Origin of the sequence: Methylobacterium mesophilicum (genome assembly GCF_022179445.1) — a bacterium.
Lineage (GTDB): Bacteria > Pseudomonadota > Alphaproteobacteria > Rhizobiales > Beijerinckiaceae > Methylobacterium > Methylobacterium mesophilicum.
In genome coordinates, this window is record NZ_BPQU01000008.1 from 109,323 (window position 1) to 125,020 (window position 15,698).

General features: G+C 60.9%; 26 protein-coding genes. 15 read left to right on the forward strand and 11 right to left on the reverse strand.

Annotated elements, in window-relative coordinates; all coding sequences use genetic code 11:
• Nucleotides 1-88: 88 nt before the first annotated feature.
• Nucleotides 89-943 carry a hypothetical protein gene (locus tag MFF40_RS11060; RefSeq protein WP_238260395.1) on the reverse strand — a complete coding sequence of 285 codons (855 nt, stop codon included), beginning with the start codon at nucleotides 941-943 and terminating at the stop codon, nucleotides 89-91.
• A gap of 948 nt (nucleotides 944-1,891) precedes the next feature.
• Entirely contained in the window at nucleotides 1,892-2,848 is a 957-nt protein-coding gene (locus MFF40_RS11065; protein ID WP_238260397.1) for a GlxA family transcriptional regulator, read from the reverse strand.
• Nucleotides 2,849-2,982: 134 nt separating this feature from the next.
• Here MFF40_RS11065 and MFF40_RS11070 point away from each other — a divergent pair, with 134 nt between their 5' ends.
• The 5 genes from MFF40_RS11070 (at nucleotide 2,983) to MFF40_RS11090 (ending at nucleotide 6,422) form a co-directional block, all read left to right on the forward strand.
• Nucleotides 2,983-3,900: an alpha/beta fold hydrolase gene (locus MFF40_RS11070; protein WP_238260398.1), complete on the forward strand. Its 918-nt coding sequence runs from the start codon at nucleotides 2,983-2,985 to the stop codon at nucleotides 3,898-3,900.
• A 109-nt stretch (nucleotides 3,901-4,009) separates the two neighbouring features.
• Entirely contained in the window at nucleotides 4,010-4,498 is a 489-nt protein-coding gene (locus MFF40_RS11075; RefSeq protein WP_238260399.1) for a DUF302 domain-containing protein, read from the forward strand.
• 143 nt (nucleotides 4,499-4,641) lie between these two features.
• Nucleotides 4,642-5,100 carry a YybH family protein gene (locus MFF40_RS11080; RefSeq protein ID WP_238260400.1) on the forward strand — a complete coding sequence of 153 codons (459 nt, stop codon included), beginning with the start codon at nucleotides 4,642-4,644 and terminating at the stop codon, nucleotides 5,098-5,100.
• Between the two features lie 211 nt (nucleotides 5,101-5,311).
• Nucleotides 5,312-6,079 (forward strand): alpha/beta fold hydrolase, encoded by a 768-nt coding sequence (locus MFF40_RS11085; protein ID WP_238260401.1) that lies wholly within the window; start codon nucleotides 5,312-5,314, stop codon nucleotides 6,077-6,079.
• 193 nt (nucleotides 6,080-6,272) lie between these two features.
• Nucleotides 6,273-6,422 (forward strand): hypothetical protein, encoded by a 150-nt coding sequence (locus MFF40_RS11090; RefSeq protein ID WP_238260402.1) that lies wholly within the window; start codon nucleotides 6,273-6,275, stop codon nucleotides 6,420-6,422.
• A gap of 538 nt (nucleotides 6,423-6,960) precedes the next feature.
• Here the strand turns inward: MFF40_RS11090 and MFF40_RS11095 are convergent.
• Nucleotides 6,961-7,509 (reverse strand): PAS domain-containing protein, encoded by a 549-nt coding sequence (locus MFF40_RS11095; RefSeq protein ID WP_238260403.1) that lies wholly within the window; start codon nucleotides 7,507-7,509, stop codon nucleotides 6,961-6,963.
• 121 nt (nucleotides 7,510-7,630) lie between these two features.
• Here MFF40_RS11095 and MFF40_RS11100 point away from each other — a divergent pair, with 121 nt between their 5' ends.
• The 6 genes from MFF40_RS11100 (at nucleotide 7,631) to MFF40_RS11125 (ending at nucleotide 10,371) form a co-directional block, all read left to right on the forward strand.
• Complete coding sequence (locus MFF40_RS11100; protein ID WP_238260404.1) at nucleotides 7,631-7,846, forward strand: hypothetical protein; 216 nt, start codon at nucleotides 7,631-7,633, stop codon at nucleotides 7,844-7,846.
• A gap of 60 nt (nucleotides 7,847-7,906) precedes the next feature.
• Nucleotides 7,907-8,170 (forward strand): hypothetical protein, encoded by a 264-nt coding sequence (locus MFF40_RS11105; RefSeq protein ID WP_238260405.1) that lies wholly within the window; start codon nucleotides 7,907-7,909, stop codon nucleotides 8,168-8,170.
• 3 nt (nucleotides 8,171-8,173) lie between these two features.
• Nucleotides 8,174-8,374: a hypothetical protein gene (locus MFF40_RS11110; RefSeq protein ID WP_238260406.1), complete on the forward strand. Its 201-nt coding sequence runs from the start codon at nucleotides 8,174-8,176 to the stop codon at nucleotides 8,372-8,374.
• A 478-nt stretch (nucleotides 8,375-8,852) separates the two neighbouring features.
• Nucleotides 8,853-9,410: a PAS domain-containing protein gene (locus MFF40_RS11115; RefSeq protein ID WP_238260407.1), complete on the forward strand. Its 558-nt coding sequence runs from the start codon at nucleotides 8,853-8,855 to the stop codon at nucleotides 9,408-9,410.
• Between the two features lie 57 nt (nucleotides 9,411-9,467).
• Nucleotides 9,468-9,710, forward strand: a complete 243-nt coding sequence (locus MFF40_RS11120) for a hypothetical protein (protein WP_238260408.1) — start codon at nucleotides 9,468-9,470, stop codon at nucleotides 9,708-9,710.
• Between the two features lie 100 nt (nucleotides 9,711-9,810).
• Nucleotides 9,811-10,371 (forward strand): chemotaxis protein CheB, encoded by a 561-nt coding sequence (locus MFF40_RS11125; protein ID WP_238260409.1) that lies wholly within the window; start codon nucleotides 9,811-9,813, stop codon nucleotides 10,369-10,371.
• Nucleotides 10,372-10,386: 15 nt separating this feature from the next.
• On the opposite strand, the gene MFF40_RS11130 is transcribed toward MFF40_RS11125, so the two are convergent.
• From MFF40_RS11130 to MFF40_RS11140, 3 genes are all read right to left on the reverse strand, one after another.
• Nucleotides 10,387-10,524 carry a hypothetical protein gene (locus tag MFF40_RS11130; protein WP_238260410.1) on the reverse strand — a complete coding sequence of 46 codons (138 nt, stop codon included), beginning with the start codon at nucleotides 10,522-10,524 and terminating at the stop codon, nucleotides 10,387-10,389.
• Complete coding sequence (locus MFF40_RS11135; protein WP_238260411.1) at nucleotides 10,524-10,778, reverse strand: hypothetical protein; 255 nt, start codon at nucleotides 10,776-10,778, stop codon at nucleotides 10,524-10,526. Before MFF40_RS11135 ends, MFF40_RS11130 begins: the two co-directional genes overlap by 1 nt.
• A 178-nt stretch (nucleotides 10,779-10,956) precedes the next feature.
• Entirely contained in the window at nucleotides 10,957-11,235 is a 279-nt protein-coding gene (locus MFF40_RS11140; RefSeq protein ID WP_238260412.1) for a hypothetical protein, read from the reverse strand.
• 171 nt (nucleotides 11,236-11,406) lie between these two features.
• Between MFF40_RS11140 and MFF40_RS11145 the strand changes: the two genes are divergently transcribed.
• Nucleotides 11,407-11,550 (forward strand): hypothetical protein, encoded by a 144-nt coding sequence (locus MFF40_RS11145; protein WP_238260413.1) that lies wholly within the window; start codon nucleotides 11,407-11,409, stop codon nucleotides 11,548-11,550.
• Nucleotides 11,551-11,639: 89 nt separating this feature from the next.
• Here the strand turns inward: MFF40_RS11145 and MFF40_RS11150 are convergent, their stop codons facing one another.
• A complete protein-coding gene (locus tag MFF40_RS11150; RefSeq protein ID WP_238260414.1) occupies nucleotides 11,640-12,113 on the reverse strand; it encodes a CYTH domain-containing protein in 474 nt (157 codons plus the stop codon).
• 174 nt (nucleotides 12,114-12,287) lie between these two features.
• A complete protein-coding gene (locus MFF40_RS11155) occupies nucleotides 12,288-12,431 on the reverse strand; it encodes a hypothetical protein (RefSeq protein WP_187278441.1) in 144 nt (47 codons plus the stop codon).
• A 152-nt stretch (nucleotides 12,432-12,583) separates the two neighbouring features.
• Here MFF40_RS11155 and MFF40_RS11160 point away from each other — a divergent pair, with 152 nt between their 5' ends.
• Both MFF40_RS11160 and MFF40_RS11165 read left to right on the forward strand, forming a co-directional pair.
• Nucleotides 12,584-12,856: a hypothetical protein gene (locus tag MFF40_RS11160; RefSeq protein WP_238260415.1), complete on the forward strand. Its 273-nt coding sequence runs from the start codon at nucleotides 12,584-12,586 to the stop codon at nucleotides 12,854-12,856.
• A 277-nt stretch (nucleotides 12,857-13,133) separates the two neighbouring features.
• Nucleotides 13,134-13,703: a fasciclin domain-containing protein gene (locus tag MFF40_RS11165; protein ID WP_147939612.1), complete on the forward strand. Its 570-nt coding sequence runs from the start codon at nucleotides 13,134-13,136 to the stop codon at nucleotides 13,701-13,703.
• Nucleotides 13,704-13,769: 66 nt separating this feature from the next.
• On the opposite strand, the gene MFF40_RS11170 is transcribed toward MFF40_RS11165, so the two are convergent.
• Both MFF40_RS11170 and MFF40_RS11175 read right to left on the reverse strand, forming a co-directional pair.
• On the reverse strand, nucleotides 13,770-14,030 hold the full coding sequence (locus MFF40_RS11170) for a hypothetical protein (protein WP_238260417.1): 261 nt from the start codon (nucleotides 14,028-14,030) through the stop codon (nucleotides 13,770-13,772).
• A gap of 306 nt (nucleotides 14,031-14,336) precedes the next feature.
• Complete coding sequence (locus MFF40_RS11175; RefSeq protein WP_238260419.1) at nucleotides 14,337-14,570, reverse strand: hypothetical protein; 234 nt, start codon at nucleotides 14,568-14,570, stop codon at nucleotides 14,337-14,339.
• A gap of 348 nt (nucleotides 14,571-14,918) precedes the next feature.
• Between MFF40_RS11175 and MFF40_RS11180 the strand changes: the two genes are divergently transcribed.
• The gene (locus MFF40_RS11180) at nucleotides 14,919-15,308 is read left to right on the forward strand and encodes a heme utilization protein (RefSeq protein ID WP_238260421.1); all 390 of its coding nucleotides are present in this window, start codon (nucleotides 14,919-14,921) and stop codon (nucleotides 15,306-15,308) included.
• A 6-nt stretch (nucleotides 15,309-15,314) separates the two neighbouring features.
• Here MFF40_RS11180 and MFF40_RS11185 read toward each other — a convergent pair whose 3' ends face one another.
• Nucleotides 15,315-15,557: a hypothetical protein gene (locus tag MFF40_RS11185; protein ID WP_238260423.1), complete on the reverse strand. Its 243-nt coding sequence runs from the start codon at nucleotides 15,555-15,557 to the stop codon at nucleotides 15,315-15,317.
• Between the last annotated feature and the right edge of the window lie 141 nt (nucleotides 15,558-15,698).

A 15,698-nucleotide genomic window follows, 5' to 3' on the forward strand; every position in this document is an offset into this window, starting at 1 on the left:
GTCTCTAAATGTTGTGAAAAAAGTTTTTTCGCCTCCTCTTCGGTTATTGGCTGCGAGTTAGAAAAATGTTTGTCAACGCTCATGATAATTACCTTTGCTGTGATGCTATAGCATTGGCCACTGACTGGCCGATAAGAGATGCTATGTGGACATCTTCCGCCTGCTGATACAATATTGGCGGCCTAGATCTTGTTCCAGGAATAGCAGGTCCTAGCGTTATATTGAGGTAATGGGTTTTTGTTCGGGCAGCACTAAACATCGGACTTCCCGTAGCTGCGACCTCTAAGAATGTCCATGTCGGATTTAAGGATCCTCCGAAAGAGGAAACAAATGTAACTTCATAATTAAAAGTATTAAACGGGGATGCAGAACCTATCGGGTACGTTGCCCCCGGTACGCGAGCAATAAAGACCTTATTTCTTATGAACTCGGCAATTCGCAGATTGCTGTTGATTTGAAAACCATTACTGCCCGGGCATTCTGCCACAAAGCTTTCGTTCTTTATCAAAGACTGGAAATCGTAAGTAAATCCTATTGACTCTGCACGAGTCGCATTCGCCGACAGTGTTCCGCCTAAACCCACAGCGAAAGATTGACCTCGCGTAACATTTCCGCCAAACGGGAATATCTTTGTGGCATTAGGAAGAATATTTGTTAAAGCAATATTTGGCGAAACTGCCGATTTTTCGTCCGAAGTTATCTTTAATGTGACCTTCGCTCCATAGTTCCTGAGCCAATCGATCCTATGACCTTTATATAGATCATCATTGAGGGCAACTTCAAGTCCCTGCCTCAATTCACACTTTACATGCTGGACGATAATATTCTCGAATAATCGCTGATTCCCATATTGTTGTAATGGCTCTTCCATCGTTGGCGTGTCTATGCCAAAACATCCACCCAAGGAAGCGCCGACGAAAACAGTCAAGATGATTCGTTTCATGCGGGACCTCCTTATATATCCTGTCATTCTCGCCTAAATATGCAATCTTATAACCACATCAAATCGCCAGCAGCTGATCTCTTTTTTATCGAGTTACATTTTTACCTCATCAAGTATAAGTAGGGCGGTTTTTGCTATTATTACTCTGGCTGAATTCAATTTACTTAGTATGCTCATAATATTTTTTGGGATTAAATAGATGAATCGAAAGCGTTATATTTTTGTTACTTAGGAAGAAATTCGATAATACTGTCGATTGACGTGTCCGCCACGAGTCGGCAGGGTCACAGGACCGGGTCACAGCCGGACGGTTTGGAGCATAGAAGACTTAATTAAATCAATGGCTTATTAGGGGGTAGGCGAGTCCTCTCCTAGGCACTATCAGCAGGCTAAGCCGCTGATCCGCAAAAAACAGGCATAGGCAGGGGAGGGCTGGCATCTAGGCGAACCCGACCAAAGGCACGGGCGAGAGCCGCGCACTATGCGTTGGTCTCAACCGCAAGTAAGGCTTCGTCATAGGATGGGACGGCCACCGCTTCCATTAGGCCGAGCACAGCCAAATAATTCGATGTACTCATGTTACGCATGCGTTACGTGGGCGGCCGAGCTTTGAGCGGTTCATTCCGATAAGTTCCCGCGAGACTTTCGTTAAATCAAAGCCCAGCAGGTTATTACAAATCACCTGCTGCGACTCTAGCGCGTAATGAGGCCAAGGGCGGCATTTGTGGTGTTGCCAGCCAGTCGCGTTGCTCGCGCCGCCCGCCCGCGAGGCTCCTACCGCTCTGAGAGCTGATGTTGCGACGTCGCCCGAAACCGGACATTCGGCTACGCGCCCATACCGGCCATCCGAGCTGTCTGAGCCGCTGCTCCAAAGCAGACAATCGCCGTTACAGCTGTAAGGTCGACCTCTGCACTTGAAAGGGGCGGCTTACGTGACGAGGGGCTGCATTACAGTGAAACGTCAGGCGTAGCGAGATGGCGGGCGTTGCGTCTGAGGACCTGGGGCGGCTGGCCGAACGCTCGCAGGAACGCGCGTCGCATCCGCTCCCGGTCGGCGAAGCCGGTCTCCTGGGCCACCGTGTCGAGAGAATGTCTGCCGTCCTCCAGCATCGTCCGGGCGGCGTCCAAGCGGAGGTTCTCGACAGCCTTCGCGGGTGACTGGCCGGTCTCGTCGCGGAAGATCCGGCTGAATTGGCGCGGGCTGAGGCGCGCAGCCTCCGCCAGCTCCTCGACACTGAGTTCGTTCCTAAGATTGCTCCTAGCATAAGCTAAGACTTTCTGGACCCGGTCGGACCGTGGCTGAAGCTCCAGTAACGCAGAGAACTGCGACTGGCCACCCGTCCTGCGGTGGTAGACAACGAGCTTCCGGGCGATGCCCTTCGACATCTCGGGCCCGAGGTCGTCCTCGACCAACGCCAGCGTGAGGTCGATGCCAGCTGTCATACCCGCCGAGGTCCAGACATTGCCGTCCGAAACGAAGATGCGGTCGTCGTCGACCTTGATCGACGGGTGGAGCCGCTGCAGCTCGCGGGCGTGGGCCCAGTGGGTCGCAGCCTTCCGACCGTCGAGCAGGCCCGCCTCGGCCAGCAGAAACGCACCCGTGCAGGTCGCGGCGATTCGGCGGGCGGTGGCCGCCGTCTCGCGCAACAGCTCGATCAGGCCGGGGGCCGAGGGATCGACCTTGATCGAGCCCACCACGATGACCGTGTCGAAATGCTGGCCCGAGAAGGGCTCCGTCTCGATGACCATCCCGATGGAGGTCCTGATCGGCCGGCCTTCCTCTGACACGAAAACGACATCGTAGAAATCGTGGCCGAGTTCCAGGTTGGCGAACTCGAAGGCTGTCAGCGGGGCCAAGTTCATCACCTGGAAGCCGGGGAACAAGACGACACCAATGGAAGGCATGGCGGATCCCTGCGTCTAATGTCCGAAAAAGGTGGATCTTTGACATATGGGATATGCCGACGGGCGTCTAGGTTTCAGCGCAACGGGCGTGGGCAACACCCCGCGCAGACACGTCGCTCTGGGACCCGACCGCCATGATTGTGCAACCCGCCACCAGCCTGGGCCACGAAGCACAGGACTACACCCGCCGTTGGCTCCCGTCCGGCGAGATCGCCGCCACGACCCTGCCGGACGGGACCCGCATCCGGTACGTCAAGGTCGGCAGGGGGCCGGACCTCATCCTCACCCACACGGTGAGGACCCAACTCGACCTGTTCCAGCGCGTGATCCCGCTGCTGTCGCCGCACTTCACGGTGTACGCACTCGACCTGCCGGGTTTCGGTTGGTCGGACCTGAGACCGGACGCCCCGAAGGACGAGCCCACCCTGCGGGCGGCTCTGAGGGCGTTCATCGCCACCCTCGGCATCGAGCGCCCGACCCTCGCAGGCGAGTCCATCGGGGCTACGCTGTCGCTCTCGCTCGCCGCGGAACTCGGTGATGAAGTCGAGCGGGTCTTCGCGTTCAACACCTACGACTACCTGCCGGGACTGGAACGGTCGAACCTCCTGGCCTCGATTATCATCAAGAGCGTGCGGGCGCCGGTCGTCGGTCCGATCTTCGCAGCGCTGGAGAACCGGGCCATCACCGGCGGCATTATGAGCGGAGGCTTTCACGACCCGCGCAGCCTGCCATCCGACCTCTTGGACGAGTACGCCCGGGTCGGGGGTCGAACTGGCTACAGTAAGGCCGCGCGGACGTTGCTCAAGGCACTCCCGAGCTTCGTCGCCGCCCGCGCCCGGTATCGTTCGGTCACCGCGCCGGTCACACTCGTTTGGGGCGACAGGGATTGGGCTAGGCCCCGGGACCGCGCGGGCGTCGAGGCCGCCATCTCCTCGCCGGAGGTCATCACCCTCGACCGGACGGGGCACTTCAGCGCGCTGGAACGCCCCAAGGCCTGGGCTGACATCATCCTCGCGCGGACGGCGAAGACGAAGGTCTCGGCCGTCCGCTGACCGCCTGCTGTCTTCGCCGTCCGGATCCCGCACTCTGCGGTCGGGACGGGGCGAGATCCGCTGTCATGGCCTACGCCCCATTCGCCGCGAGAAACGTGGAATTGATACCATGTCCGAACAGATGACCTCGACCCACGTCACGGTTGAGCACGTGACGCTCCGCTGTCTGAAGTCTTTCGAGGCGGTGCGCTCCTCCCTGGAAGCTTCGGTGCCTCCGCTCGATCACGCCTATGCCAAGCTCCTGCTCAACGGGAAGGTGGATGAGGCGCGCGACCTCCTGGAACGACAGGCGCCACTCTCGATCTTCGGTGCCCGAGACCATGGCGGCCTGCTCCTCACGGCCGGACTGACCCGCAGCGCCATCCAGTACGACATCGGCAATCCGCTGACGGCCGTGCGGATGACCCGGCACGCTCTTTCAGCCGCCTTGTATGCGCCGATCCGGGTGCTGCTGCGTGAGGATGCTAATGGCAATGTCGCGTTCGAATACGATCGCCCGGCCAGCACCTTCGGTCAATTCGGAAAGCCGGAGGTCGATGAAGTCGCCCGTAACTTGGACGATCAGCTCCGAGCCGTTCTCGCGATGGCTGCGGGCTGAAGAATAGCGATTCTCCTGGGCGGTCCTCTTCGACGATTCCAGTGACGGAAGAAGGACGACGCCCAACTCTGCGAAGCGTCGACGGATTTAGCGCGACTATCGTGGCAGTATTCCTACACCCTTTTTATTCAGAAGATGAGCTCATGAAAAAATCACCGCTCCTTGCCACTGCAATCGCCCTGATGTTTTCTGGAATAGCATCGGCCGATCAGACCGTAACAGACGCGCGGGATCTGTTCGCCAAATTCGTGACTGCGCAGAATGCCCATGCCGTGGATGACGTGAAATCCATGCTCTGGGCTTCGCCGGAGACACTTTTCTTCTCGCGCGGCGCAGACATCCGGGGAGCCGACGCTGTGGTTGAGCGCTTCAAAAGCTACTATCAAGGCACTTGGCGCTTGAACCCGGACATGAGCAAATTCCACGCAACGGTACTTTCAACCGATGTGGTCCAGATCCTTGTTCCTATTGTCTTCACGCGTGGGCTTCCCGGACATGAGCCGCAGAGCGACACTTTTCTGATCTGTCAGACACTCAAGAAAACTCAGGACGGGTGGCGTATCGCTTCGATCTTGCCGATAGCTAACAATACACTGAGATAGCGGCTCATCGCCGTAATCCGCTGCGCCATAACCCACTAAATCAGGCGTCGATAGCGCCTTCGGCGACCAGAGACCGGCGCCGTGTGAACTTTCAGAGTCTGCGAATATTCGCGCGCAGGCACAGCAATGTCCTGCAAAGATTCCAGAGACGCCATCTTTCCAGGTCTATAATCCGAGATTTCGCGAATTCCTATCAACAATGGGAGTTATTATGCAGACGCGTCTCCTTCCGATCGCCGCGGCCCTGATGTCCGGGGTGATATCGACCACCGCACATTCAGCCGGGCTTCCAAGCTACGCGGCTCACAATATCGTGCTCGTCCACGGCGCGTTCGTCGACCAATCGAGTTGGAAGCCTGTGGCCGACATTCTCACCAAGAAAGGCTACACTGTAACGCTCGTCGAAAATCCGTTGACGTCGCTTGCGGCCGACGTCGAGGACACCAGGCGTGCGCTGGCAAAGCAGGACGGAAAAACTGTTCTGGTCGGACATTCCTGGGGCGGCGTAGTCATCACCCAGGCCGGCAACGATCCCAAGGTGTCGGCGCTCGTCTATGTCTCGGCATTCGCGCCAGACGTCGGGCAATCTTTGGCGGCACTCGCCAAGAGCGGTCCGGTGACTGAAGGTGCTGCGGCAATTCATCCGGATGTGAAAGGAAATTTGTACATTGATCCCAAAGTATTCCCGTCGGCGGTCGCGGCTGACCTGCCCCCACAGATCGCCCGTGCCCTGGCTGACCATCAGCTGCCACTGAACCACACCGCGTTCGAGGCACCTGTCGATGTGGCCGCCTGGCGCCACAAGCCGACGTTTTACGTAGTTAGCGCCAAAGACAAGGTTATCGCACCGGAGGTGCAGAAGTTCTTCGCTGCCGAGATGAAGGCCCAAACGACAGAAGTGGCCGGCAGCCACGCTTCACTGGTTGTTCACGCGCCGGAAGTCGCTGCGGCCATCGAAAGGGCCACGCTCGTCAAGTGACAGAACCGCTCCCGACTCACCGAGGCGGGAGCGGGCCCATCATGGACCAGAGGACGACCTCGGCGGTGAGCTAGCTCACCCAATTAGGATAGCGAACCACATATCGCTGACGCAAGCACCCGAGCGCGGAGCCTGTCCCATTCGTGGTCGCCTCCGGATCCGCTGGAAGATCGAGTAGGAGGCCGGCCAGCAGGTGCTGTACCTCGACAGGACTGAGCACGGCATTTCGCTGATCGAGACGCCGTCCCGGAAAGGCTGTGAATCGAGCCTGCGCCAGCGACATTTTGTGCTGCATCGCGAGGTGGACAAAGGCCTCGACTATGGGCTCGCCGGATCGCGCTGAATGATGCGTGCGCCGCCTCCCAAGAGGTGAATCCTGCCGGTGCATGAGGGCTGATCCCGACCGTGCCCAGCAGTTGTTCAGGCTTCGCCGAGACCAGCGAGCATGAGAATGACCGGAGTGGCGCGGAGGCGGGATGCGCCGAATGCTCGGGTCCGTCGAGGGTCGGTGACGACGGGTCCGCTAAGCGCTCCGCCACGTTGCCAAGATGACGGGCGACTTTCGCCCGATCCAAGCCGGCCGCTTTGCGCCCATCCCGGTCATTCAAGGAGCCTCGGGCGCTCACCAATAGCGGACATTCAGCGCGACGGCTGTTTCGCCGGGCAATTCGCATAAGGGCGGCTTATGGCACGAAACGCCGGTCCAATCGGTCCTTCAACTGGATGAAACACTGGTCCGCAAGAGCACTGGGGATACAGCGCGGCTTCCCCGCGGTCGCGCTCGCGCCTATCTTAGGATCATCCCCTGCTGTCGCGGTCGGGAATGCGCAAGGCCGGGCGAGCCGTAATGATATGGCCGCCCGGCCGGTGTGGTCCGTCCTTCAGTGGAAACGACCTTCCCGGTCGGTCGAGGTCATGTTCCGCGCCAGCAGGCTGCCGGCCACCATCAGCGCCTGCCTCAGCACCGGCAGCATTTCCTTGGCGTGGTCCTGCTCAATGAGCCCGTGCGCCATCAGGAGATGGTCTGCGACGAGTTCGAGGGTCGAGCCCGGTGGCGTCGTCGGGCTCATGGGTGGCGGGACAAAGCGGTTGAGCGTGCCGTAGGCTGTCAGCCGTTCCAAGCCGCTGACGGCGATCTCTGTCAGTGAGCCGAGATAGCCGAGGAAGGTGTGGTCTGGCGGCCCGTAGGACGGGACGGCCCCGATCATCACCCAGGCGAAGCTGCCATCGGCAAGGCGTAGGCGCAGGCTGTACTCGCTCTGTTGATCGCGAGCGTTGCGCAAGAAGGCGACGGCGCTCTCGTGATCTTCCGGATGCACGCACTGAAACCACCCGTGCCCAACGGCCTCGTCGGCGGCTTGCCCGGTGAAGGCGGTCCACTCGGGACTGACATAGCTCAGGCCGCCTTCCGCCTTCGTGACGAAGATCATCCGCAGTGCTCCTTAAATTCCATTCGGTATCAGCTTCAGGGGTGAGCACGTACTACCGGCGGCGAAGGCGTATCTGAATGGTGTGGAACCACTTTTTCGTAGGCCCGGTTTCGAGATTGTCATGGCCAAATCCGACGACCCCAAGCGGGCGATCCTGCACAACATAGCGGATGTGCTCGGCGTGCCCGTCGAACAGTTCTACGGCGGTGACCCGGCTCTGAAGGCGAGCGCGGGTGAAGACGATTGCTTGCGCTTGTGGCGCAAGATCAGATCGGACAAAGGCCGGGCACAGGCCCTGAAAGCTCTCCAAGCAATTGCGGACGAAGAGGCGAACTAGCGATCCGCATCCTGCTGCCCGCTGGTGGACGCCCCCGGCACGCTGCAGTAGCTCTCCGGCATGGCCAGCAACCCGACCGTGTCCGACCTCCTGAAATCGAAAGAGGTCACCGATGCGCAAGTGAGCGCTGCGGTCGACGCGGTGCTCGCCAATGCCAAGATCGGCCCGTTCGAGCTGGCTTCCGGCTGGGTCTTGGACGTCACCGCGGCCGTTAAGGCAGATCGACACGCAACGGCCACCCTGAAGGAGCCGACAGCCCGACCTGGCAGCAAGCGAGCTGCGGTCAAATCTGCGATCCTACTCGCGCACCCGGTGAAGGGCTGAGCTTTGAAAGACGAACTTGACCCAAATCACGAGATCGTCGTCGAGCGTCTGATGTTGGGCCTGCGGGGCTTCGCGCGTGGGCTTGGCCTTGATGAGAAAGTCGTCCGGCACATCGTGAACCGCTTCATCATCGATATGCCGCTAACTCCGGATGATGAGCGTATGGCGGAGGCCCGAGACTGGATGCTGATCGCGTCCGCGTAGGCGAACGGACGAAGGCTCCACCCCGGGGACTATCCTCAGGCCCTCTTGGCACGCTGTGCTGCTTCCCGGACATATGCGAGGCACGATTGCCTGAGCTCAGGATCCGAAATTATTGAGAACAGGTTCAGAAGTTCTACCGCCTGCACACCTACGGGGGCGCCGCTTAAGTCCAGCGTATAGCTGGCTTGATCATCAAATATATCGCTGGAGACGCCAAGGGTCTGAGCTACTCGCTGCAGTGTGAACTGAGTGCGATCGTCGTCCATTTTTGATACCAGCGATCTTCAAATACTAATTCTACAGATTGCCATTTTGATAACAGAATTTTCCAAATCCGTAAATGATAGGGGAAGAAAACTAGCAATTGCAACATTCAATCGTGCAATCAGCCCGCCTCAGATCCAAGTTTGTAACTGTGCGAAACTTTTGCACCGGAGCATTCGTAAGAAGCTCAGACATAGTGGGAGGGGGCAGTTGAATGGTATCTTTTACCGCAACGGTTCCAGCTTTGCAGGCAGCAGGGCTGATCGGTATCTGGAATACGGACGTCGCCGCAGGTCGCTCTGTCCTTGATGAAGGCGCAGCTGCCGTGCTGGCTGGCAATGCCAGCCTCGCCGGCGAGCCGCTGCCCCTCGAAGCCGCCCTCGGACGCACACATCCGGACGATCGGGACTGGTTGTTCGCACAGATCCGCCAGGCTCGCCGGACCGGCGGTCCGTTCTCGGCTGAGTTCCGGATCCTAACCGAGTCGGGCGAGGTGCGCTGGATCCTCAACCGAGGCACCCTTTCGCACAACGAGAGCGGCGTGATGCAAGGCCTTGGTGTCTACATCGAGACTACGGACAGTCACCGCGGCTCCGCCATTTCGGCTGCCTTACTCACCCCCGATATCGAGGATCCGCTGCTTGTGGCTGCCGATCGCTGCATTGAAGCGCATACGGCGCTTAAGCAGGGTGCTCATGCCGATCTCGGCAGCCTGTCGCAGGTGCTGCTGACAGGTATCGGTCACGCCATCGCCCGGCGTCGGCAGAGCTGAGGTGCTGAGGGTCAGTCGTGGGATGGCCCTGGCCCCCGTCTCACGGTAACTCGGCCCATGCCCACCGAGATCCGTATCCCTCATCGCGGGCTTCAGCTTCAAGGCCTTCGCGCCTGCGCCTTGTACCCGCAGGGCATGCGGCACGGGGTGCATCCGAGCGTCATGCCGGTGCTTCAGGATCTTGGTCCGGTCGAGGAGATGCCGGTACGAGGGCCGTCCGGACGGAAGCTGTGGTTCCTGACGCAGGCCGGGCGCGAGCTGCTGACCGAGATCGGGATGAGCGAGCCGCGGGAGTCTTAGCGGTCGAGGCTGTGGCTCGACCCGATCGCCGACGGTCTACTCCGAACATTCCGCTGGGCGCGGACGAACCGGAACCTGCCGCAGTGATTGCCACAGCGAAATGGGTGTCATCATCGTCATCGCCACCTCTGCTGGTGGCCTCGGTCCGCTCATGCAGATCATCGCTGCGCTGCCACCCACCTGCCGCGCCTCCGTGTTCGTCGTCCAGCACATCGGGGCGAACGAGAGCATCCTCCCCGACATCCTCGCTCGGCGCGGCCATCTCCCGGCAGCCTTCGCGCAGCACGGCGAGGTGATCGAGCACGGCCGGATCTACGTGGCGCCGCCTGACCACCATATGCGGCTGCGCGCTGGCGCGATCTGGCTGGATCAAGGCTCAAAGGTCCACTTCGCCCGTCCGGCCGCCGACCCCTTGTTCATCTCGGCCGCCGAAATCTACGGCACGCGCGTCATCGGGATCGTGCTCAGCGTCGCTAACAGCGATGGGGCCGCGGGCATTCTAGCGATCATGGCGCGCGGTGGCCTGGGCTTGGTGCAGAACCTGGACGAGGCCAAGTTCCCCGAGATGCCCCTAGCGGCGCTGAAGCTCGATCACCCTGAAGCTCCCCTTACTGCCAAGGGCCTCGCAGAGCGGGTCGCTGCGCATTGCGCTAGCTTCTGAGCCAAGTCGGTCTGCTTACTTGCCGCCGCCCCTTCCCGCGAACTCCCAGATCGGCGGCCCCCATACCTTGCCCGGGGTATTCTGGTAGCCGGAGGTCCGCTCGAACAGGATCCGATCCGGCTCGACCGCCAGCGCCTTCTTGCCGGCGATCATCAGCCCCCGCAGTACTCGACCCGCGGCGTGCCGTGCTCGGGGTGGACGCCGAAGGGCTGCGACGCCGTCCAGCCTCGTCCGTGGGCGCCGGCGACGAAGCGGATGCAGAAATCGAGCGCCGACTCCCGAATCGTCGCCCACTGCGTCGGCGTGAGATGGCGGCATGGCGAGGCACGCTCGGAGATGTTCTCGATAGCCCCGTGCCACATCGCAACGGGGTTCGGGATCAGGGTGGGGGCGAGACCGGCTGACATCCGGCCGAGCTACGCCAGGTGCTGCCGGCATGCCATGCGGCTAGAAGCGGGTTTGCCTGATTTGGGTTGACAAACGGCTCGACCCCACCCCGATCTGCTCACCGGGCGAAGGAGCATCCCATCTCACCAGCGGTCGAGCCGATGCGCAACGTGGCTCAAGCCCTTGGTGGAAAAGGGCTCAGTCGCTGATCTTGTCGTTCCCCTCCCGCCTGGGGGCTGAGAACTCTTCCAGGTGGTTCGCGGCATCGGCATACAACTCGAAGCGCCGAAGCAGAACGGCCCGCTTGGCTTCCTTCTTCGTGTCGTTCAGCTTCTCTTTTGCCCTGTCGGCCTTATCTCGAAACTTCTTAGCCAGATTATCAAATTTTTCGTCGATTTTACCCGTGACCTCGTTGGCCTCCTGCTTCAGGATTTCTGAATAATCCTTTTTCTCGGGCTTATTATCTGGCTGCTTCATGCTCTTTTTCCTCATTCACAACTGCTCGTGATGAGGGGCGTATACCGAAGCTTGGATACCGTGTCGCCTGCCGTACAATTTGGGCCGTCCTGACACGGCCAAGGTCATCTCATCGTCGTGGCACGGGCATAGAGGACGCCCCCTCTTAACTGTGCAACCCGATGGGGACCCGTGGTCGATTGGTCTGACTACCTCGACGAGAACCGCCCGGTGACCGCCGATCAAAGCTGGATGCGGATGTACATTGCCGCGGGGCTGATCGGCATGGGGACACTCGGCGTGATCGGCGGGATGCTCCACATCCTTCCGGCCTGATGATCAGCGTGACGCAATCTGGAAGGCACCACTTCCCAGTCCGTATCCGGGGTCGGCAGAGCAAACGCGTTCCAGTCGGATCGAGCGTGTCAGGCCGCCAGCCGGTCCGGTCTCGCCCAGGTGGCCAACCGCGAGTTGCGGTAACGCTGATCGGCAGTCACCTCTTGTCCGACCCAAGGCGGCAGCACGACGAACTGGTCCTCGTGCGCCATCTCAATCTCGGCCAGGATCAGCCCATCGTGGGCACCGCCGAACACGTCCAGGTCCCAGACCGCACCAGCGTGCTCGATCCGGTAACGGGTCTTCTGGATGCGGGCGTGCATCGGCACGTCGGCGAGCAGCGCCTCGCCCATCGACAACGGCACCTCGGTCTCGATCTCTTCCCGGCTGGCACCGCTCTTCGGCCCCTTCCACGTCAGGAACGCTCGGTCGCCCGCGCGGCGGACCCGGAGGGTGTTGTTGGCGTCGGTGTAGAGGTAGCCCTGGACGAGGAGCGTGCCGGATTGGCAGAGGGGCAGAACGGCAGGCGTGCAGAGAAACTTGCGCTCGATTTCGAGTGGCATGCGGTGCAGGGGCTCGTGCCGTTGCGGTCGCGTCCTTTAACTCATGTAAAGGTAGACTCGAAACAGGGCAGATGGCTCCCCCCATGGCGTCCTGTGCATGGCTTGGGGAATTGCCGATTGTGCTCGTCGGCAAGTTGCCCGCTCGGCCATCCCTGAACGAGAGGGGCTGCCGGTTTAGCCGACCGTCACTTGGGCTGGCTTGCGTCGGTGTCGGAACAGGCCACGCAGCGCCCGGAATGGCAGTAGCATCAGCTTGGCCACGCCGTGGGCGGCCATGACGACGACGACGGCCAACAGGGCCAGCAGAGTGTTCCGCATGCGGGGTACTCCTGGCGGCGTGATACTCGGCGGACCGCCCCCGCCATTGTCTTCAGGAGGCGCGCCGATCGCGGCGGGACTGTGTTGCAGATACCTGTGTCCCAGGCGCATTCCTCAGTGACGCGCGAGCCTGAGGCTCGTACGCCGGATTGATGTCGCATTCGCCGAAGCGCCATGCCTATCTCGTAGCCGTGTCGCAGGAGTGCGAAGCGGTCTGTGTGTATGCGGTGTTGGCTGGGACATCGGAAGAGGCGTTGGAAGCTGTGGCTTTAGACGCTCCGCCCGCATCGAAGCCGGAGGTCGTCGGAAGCCTGTCGCGCGCCTTGGTGAAGCGCATCCGGCCCTACGGAGCTACGATTGGTGTGATGGAGTCCGACCTGATCACCGCCGATGAAGCGGCAAAGCTGCTGCGGGCCGGTCAGTGATGAAGGGGCTGGGTCTGACGTTGGTGCGCATCAAACTGTTGATGGCCGCTGTGGCCCTCGTAGTCGCAAGCATCATCGCCGTGGCCCGAGGGATCGGGCGTCTGCCGTGAACAAGTCGGGGGCCGTGATACGGATCAAGCTCGTCCCGGCAGCGCTGACGGGCTCACGCTCACCGATCAGTGATCAGGTCGGAGAGCCTACGATCCGAAACCTTTCCGCAGATGGCTCCGTATCAGCCATCATTGCCCCCAGCGAAGGGGGAACGGAAGGAACTATGATGTTCAACACCAGCACAGGCCGCCGCGCGGCCCGGACGTTCGCCCTGACCCTCGCCCTCGGCCTGGGTGCGACCGGTGCAGCCTACGCCAAGAACCCGATGGTCGGCGGTGCGCCGATGTACGCCAGCAAGACCATCGTCGAGAACGCGGTCAACTCCAAAGACCACACCACACTGGTCGCGGCCGTGAAAGCTGCGGGCCTCGTCGAGACGCTGAGCGGTCCCGGCCCGTTCACCGTGTTCGCACCCACGAACGCTGCCTTCGCTAAGCTACCGGCGGGCACCGTCGAGAACCTCGTCCAGCCGCAGAACAAGGCGACGCTGACCAAGATCCTGACCTACCACGTGGTTTCGGGCGTCTACACCGCCAAGGATCTGATGGCGCTGGCCAAGAAGGGCAGTGGACAGAACCAACTCACCACGGTCGAGGGCGAGCCGCTCGCCGTGGCTGTGCAGGGCAAGAAGGTCCTGATCACCGACGTGAAGGGCGGCACCGCCGTGGTGACCATCCCGAACGTGATGCAGTCGAACGGCGTGATCCACGTCGTCAACGCCGTTCTGATGCCCTGATCGCGACGGCGGCGCGGCATTTGTCGCGCCGTCCCCTTGGCCACTCAGGTCGCTTCCCGCAGGCTGTCACTCGGAGCGCTCAGGCCGCGCTTTCAACAGCCCCGCGTGTAAATTCCAGCGTGGCACCACCGGGGGGATCGCGTCGAGTAAGGGTGCCAACCACCGCTCCCAGACCCGTATCCGGTCGGCCATTCGCGCATCGGTTGTAGCTTGATGCGCCACGTCTGCACGGTCCCAAGCGTCGAGGCTGCCGAGCACGTATTCGGCGGCGCGAAGGTCAGGATCAACGCTGGCTTCTATACTGAAATCGCTTCCGTCTCCGATCACCGCACCTCCTCCATCAGGTATGCAGAGATCCCCGGTCTCCCATCAAATTTGATCGCCCCTGAGATCTGCCATCCGGATCCGGCCTACGATCCAGGCAGCGCCCCTGGTCGCGTAGGGATAAGCCGATCGCTCGGAGAAGAGGCCGTCAGAGGACGACACGATCCAGCGGTAGCAGCCCCGGTACACAGGGCAGGGCATCACCGCGAGCCTGTAGGTGCGCGACAAGGCATCAGCCTCGTAATCGGGCGGAACGACAGGGGGTGAGAGGGCTCCACCGGAGCCCTCCCGATGCTGGCAGTGATCGCCTCACATGCGATGCATCATCCGCTTGCGCATCATGCGGCGGTGCATCATCCGCTTATGCATCATGCGCTTCTTCATCATCATGCGGTCGCCGTGCATCATCCGGACCTGCGTGACATCCGACTGGCCGGGCTGAAGACTGCTTACCGGAACTGGAGCCGCCGACACGGCGCCGACACTGAGGGTGAAGCTGCCGAGCAGGGTTGCCGCAGCGAGAGCGAAGGTCGTCTTCCTCATCATGTTCTCCTGAGTTCGGCGGGCGCGTCGGCACAGAGCCAGGAAGGCTGGGGAACCGCACGCCCCGGCACGACGCCAAGGCACGACGTCAGAGTTCCCTACGATCCTGATCGCAGGGGAGTTTCAGCTATCGAACCGATAAAGCGACGAATTTTCACTGTACGATCAGATACAGAGCGGCCAGACTCAACAGCTTAAGGATGAGACCACGACGAGCTCATCCACAAGCTTGACCGATTGAGATTTTCAATCTTGGTTGAAGCTGAAACTATTCGCGGCTCCTTTCGTATGCCCCGGGAATGCGGCCGATCATAGCGGCCTGTGGTGGAGCAAGCGTTGGAGCTATCTGTGATCCGTATTCCCGTGGCGATCCTCGTGGCTATCGTGTCAGCAACCCTCCTCTGTCCGGCTGATGCCGCCGTGAGGAAGATGCGGATACCAAACCAGTACGACGGCTCGTGGACGATCATTGCCGCGACAGCTCAGGGGCCATGCTCAGCAAGCACGAGCTATCAGGTGCAAATCAGGGGCAGCGACGCGTCGATCCCCGGCGACGAGATCGACATCGCTGGCGGCGTATCTGCCGGAGGCGCGGTGAAGGCGACGATCACCAAGGGGGCGAACAAAGTGCCGATTGCTGGGAGCCTCAGCACGAGGGGCAGCGGAAGCGGTACGTGGCGCACTTCCGGTGGACTGATCGAGTGTAGCGGCAGTTGGAGCGCCAAGCGAGCCGGATAGAGCCGATCACGCCAGGAGGCTTTCGATAAGCTTTTGGTTCATACGGCTGAGCGCGATGGTTCGCTCGATCTCGCTCAGAACGTGCTCGGCGTAGATCCGTGCGGGCGAGCCTTGAGCAAAAGCCGACAGGACGCTTATCTGCTGCTCGCGCCGCCCTTCAGCCTCGGTGACCTGCCGCCCGGCCTGGAAGATCGGGTCGTGCAAGAGCTCATTCGAGCGAGAGAGCATGGCAGTCACGAACGTATCCATAGCTCTGCCCCGCCGCCCATCGTTTCGGGGCTGGCGGGGCTCGATGCCGTTCCTCACGGCGATGGGGCCAGGTACGCGACACGGCTCAAGCTGCACAGTGATCAGGGACGGTTATCTGAGATAGAATGGCCGCGCCTGAGG

What these genes read in the sequence shown, in the direction of transcription:
- MFF40_RS11060 (WP_238260395.1), bottom strand. Translation starts at nt 943, where the DNA reads ATGAAACGAATCATCTTGACTGTTTTCGTCGGCGCTTCCTTGGGTGGA.
- MFF40_RS11065 (WP_238260397.1), bottom strand. Translation starts at nt 2,848, where the DNA reads ATGCCTTCCATTGGTGTCGTCTTGTTCCCCGGCTTCCAGGTGATGAAC.
- MFF40_RS11070 (WP_238260398.1), top strand. Translation starts at nt 2,983, where the DNA reads ATGATTGTGCAACCCGCCACCAGCCTGGGCCACGAAGCACAGGACTAC.
- MFF40_RS11075 (WP_238260399.1), top strand. Translation starts at nt 4,010, where the DNA reads ATGTCCGAACAGATGACCTCGACCCACGTCACGGTTGAGCACGTGACG.
- MFF40_RS11080 (WP_238260400.1), top strand. Translation starts at nt 4,642, where the DNA reads ATGAAAAAATCACCGCTCCTTGCCACTGCAATCGCCCTGATGTTTTCT.
- MFF40_RS11085 (WP_238260401.1), top strand. Translation starts at nt 5,312, where the DNA reads ATGCAGACGCGTCTCCTTCCGATCGCCGCGGCCCTGATGTCCGGGGTG.
- MFF40_RS11095 (WP_238260403.1), bottom strand. Translation starts at nt 7,509, where the DNA reads ATGATCTTCGTCACGAAGGCGGAAGGCGGCCTGAGCTATGTCAGTCCC.
- MFF40_RS11100 (WP_238260404.1), top strand. Translation starts at nt 7,631, where the DNA reads ATGGCCAAATCCGACGACCCCAAGCGGGCGATCCTGCACAACATAGCG.
- MFF40_RS11105 (WP_238260405.1), top strand. Translation starts at nt 7,907, where the DNA reads ATGGCCAGCAACCCGACCGTGTCCGACCTCCTGAAATCGAAAGAGGTC.
- MFF40_RS11115 (WP_238260407.1), top strand. Translation starts at nt 8,853, where the DNA reads ATGGTATCTTTTACCGCAACGGTTCCAGCTTTGCAGGCAGCAGGGCTG.
- MFF40_RS11120 (WP_238260408.1), top strand. Translation starts at nt 9,468, where the DNA reads ATGCCCACCGAGATCCGTATCCCTCATCGCGGGCTTCAGCTTCAAGGC.
- MFF40_RS11125 (WP_238260409.1), top strand. Translation starts at nt 9,811, where the DNA reads ATGGGTGTCATCATCGTCATCGCCACCTCTGCTGGTGGCCTCGGTCCG.
- MFF40_RS11130 (WP_238260410.1), bottom strand. Translation starts at nt 10,524, where the DNA reads ATGATCGCCGGCAAGAAGGCGCTGGCGGTCGAGCCGGATCGGATCCTG.
- MFF40_RS11135 (WP_238260411.1), bottom strand. Translation starts at nt 10,778, where the DNA reads ATGTCAGCCGGTCTCGCCCCCACCCTGATCCCGAACCCCGTTGCGATG.
- MFF40_RS11140 (WP_238260412.1), bottom strand. Translation starts at nt 11,235, where the DNA reads ATGAAGCAGCCAGATAATAAGCCCGAGAAAAAGGATTATTCAGAAATC.
- MFF40_RS11150 (WP_238260414.1), bottom strand. Translation starts at nt 12,113, where the DNA reads ATGCCACTCGAAATCGAGCGCAAGTTTCTCTGCACGCCTGCCGTTCTG.
- MFF40_RS11155 (WP_187278441.1), bottom strand. Translation starts at nt 12,431, where the DNA reads ATGCGGAACACTCTGCTGGCCCTGTTGGCCGTCGTCGTCGTCATGGCC.
- MFF40_RS11160 (WP_238260415.1), top strand. Translation starts at nt 12,584, where the DNA reads ATGTCGCATTCGCCGAAGCGCCATGCCTATCTCGTAGCCGTGTCGCAG.
- MFF40_RS11165 (WP_147939612.1), top strand. Translation starts at nt 13,134, where the DNA reads ATGTTCAACACCAGCACAGGCCGCCGCGCGGCCCGGACGTTCGCCCTG.
- MFF40_RS11175 (WP_238260419.1), bottom strand. Translation starts at nt 14,570, where the DNA reads ATGAGGAAGACGACCTTCGCTCTCGCTGCGGCAACCCTGCTCGGCAGC.
- MFF40_RS11185 (WP_238260423.1), bottom strand. Translation starts at nt 15,557, where the DNA reads ATGGATACGTTCGTGACTGCCATGCTCTCTCGCTCGAATGAGCTCTTG.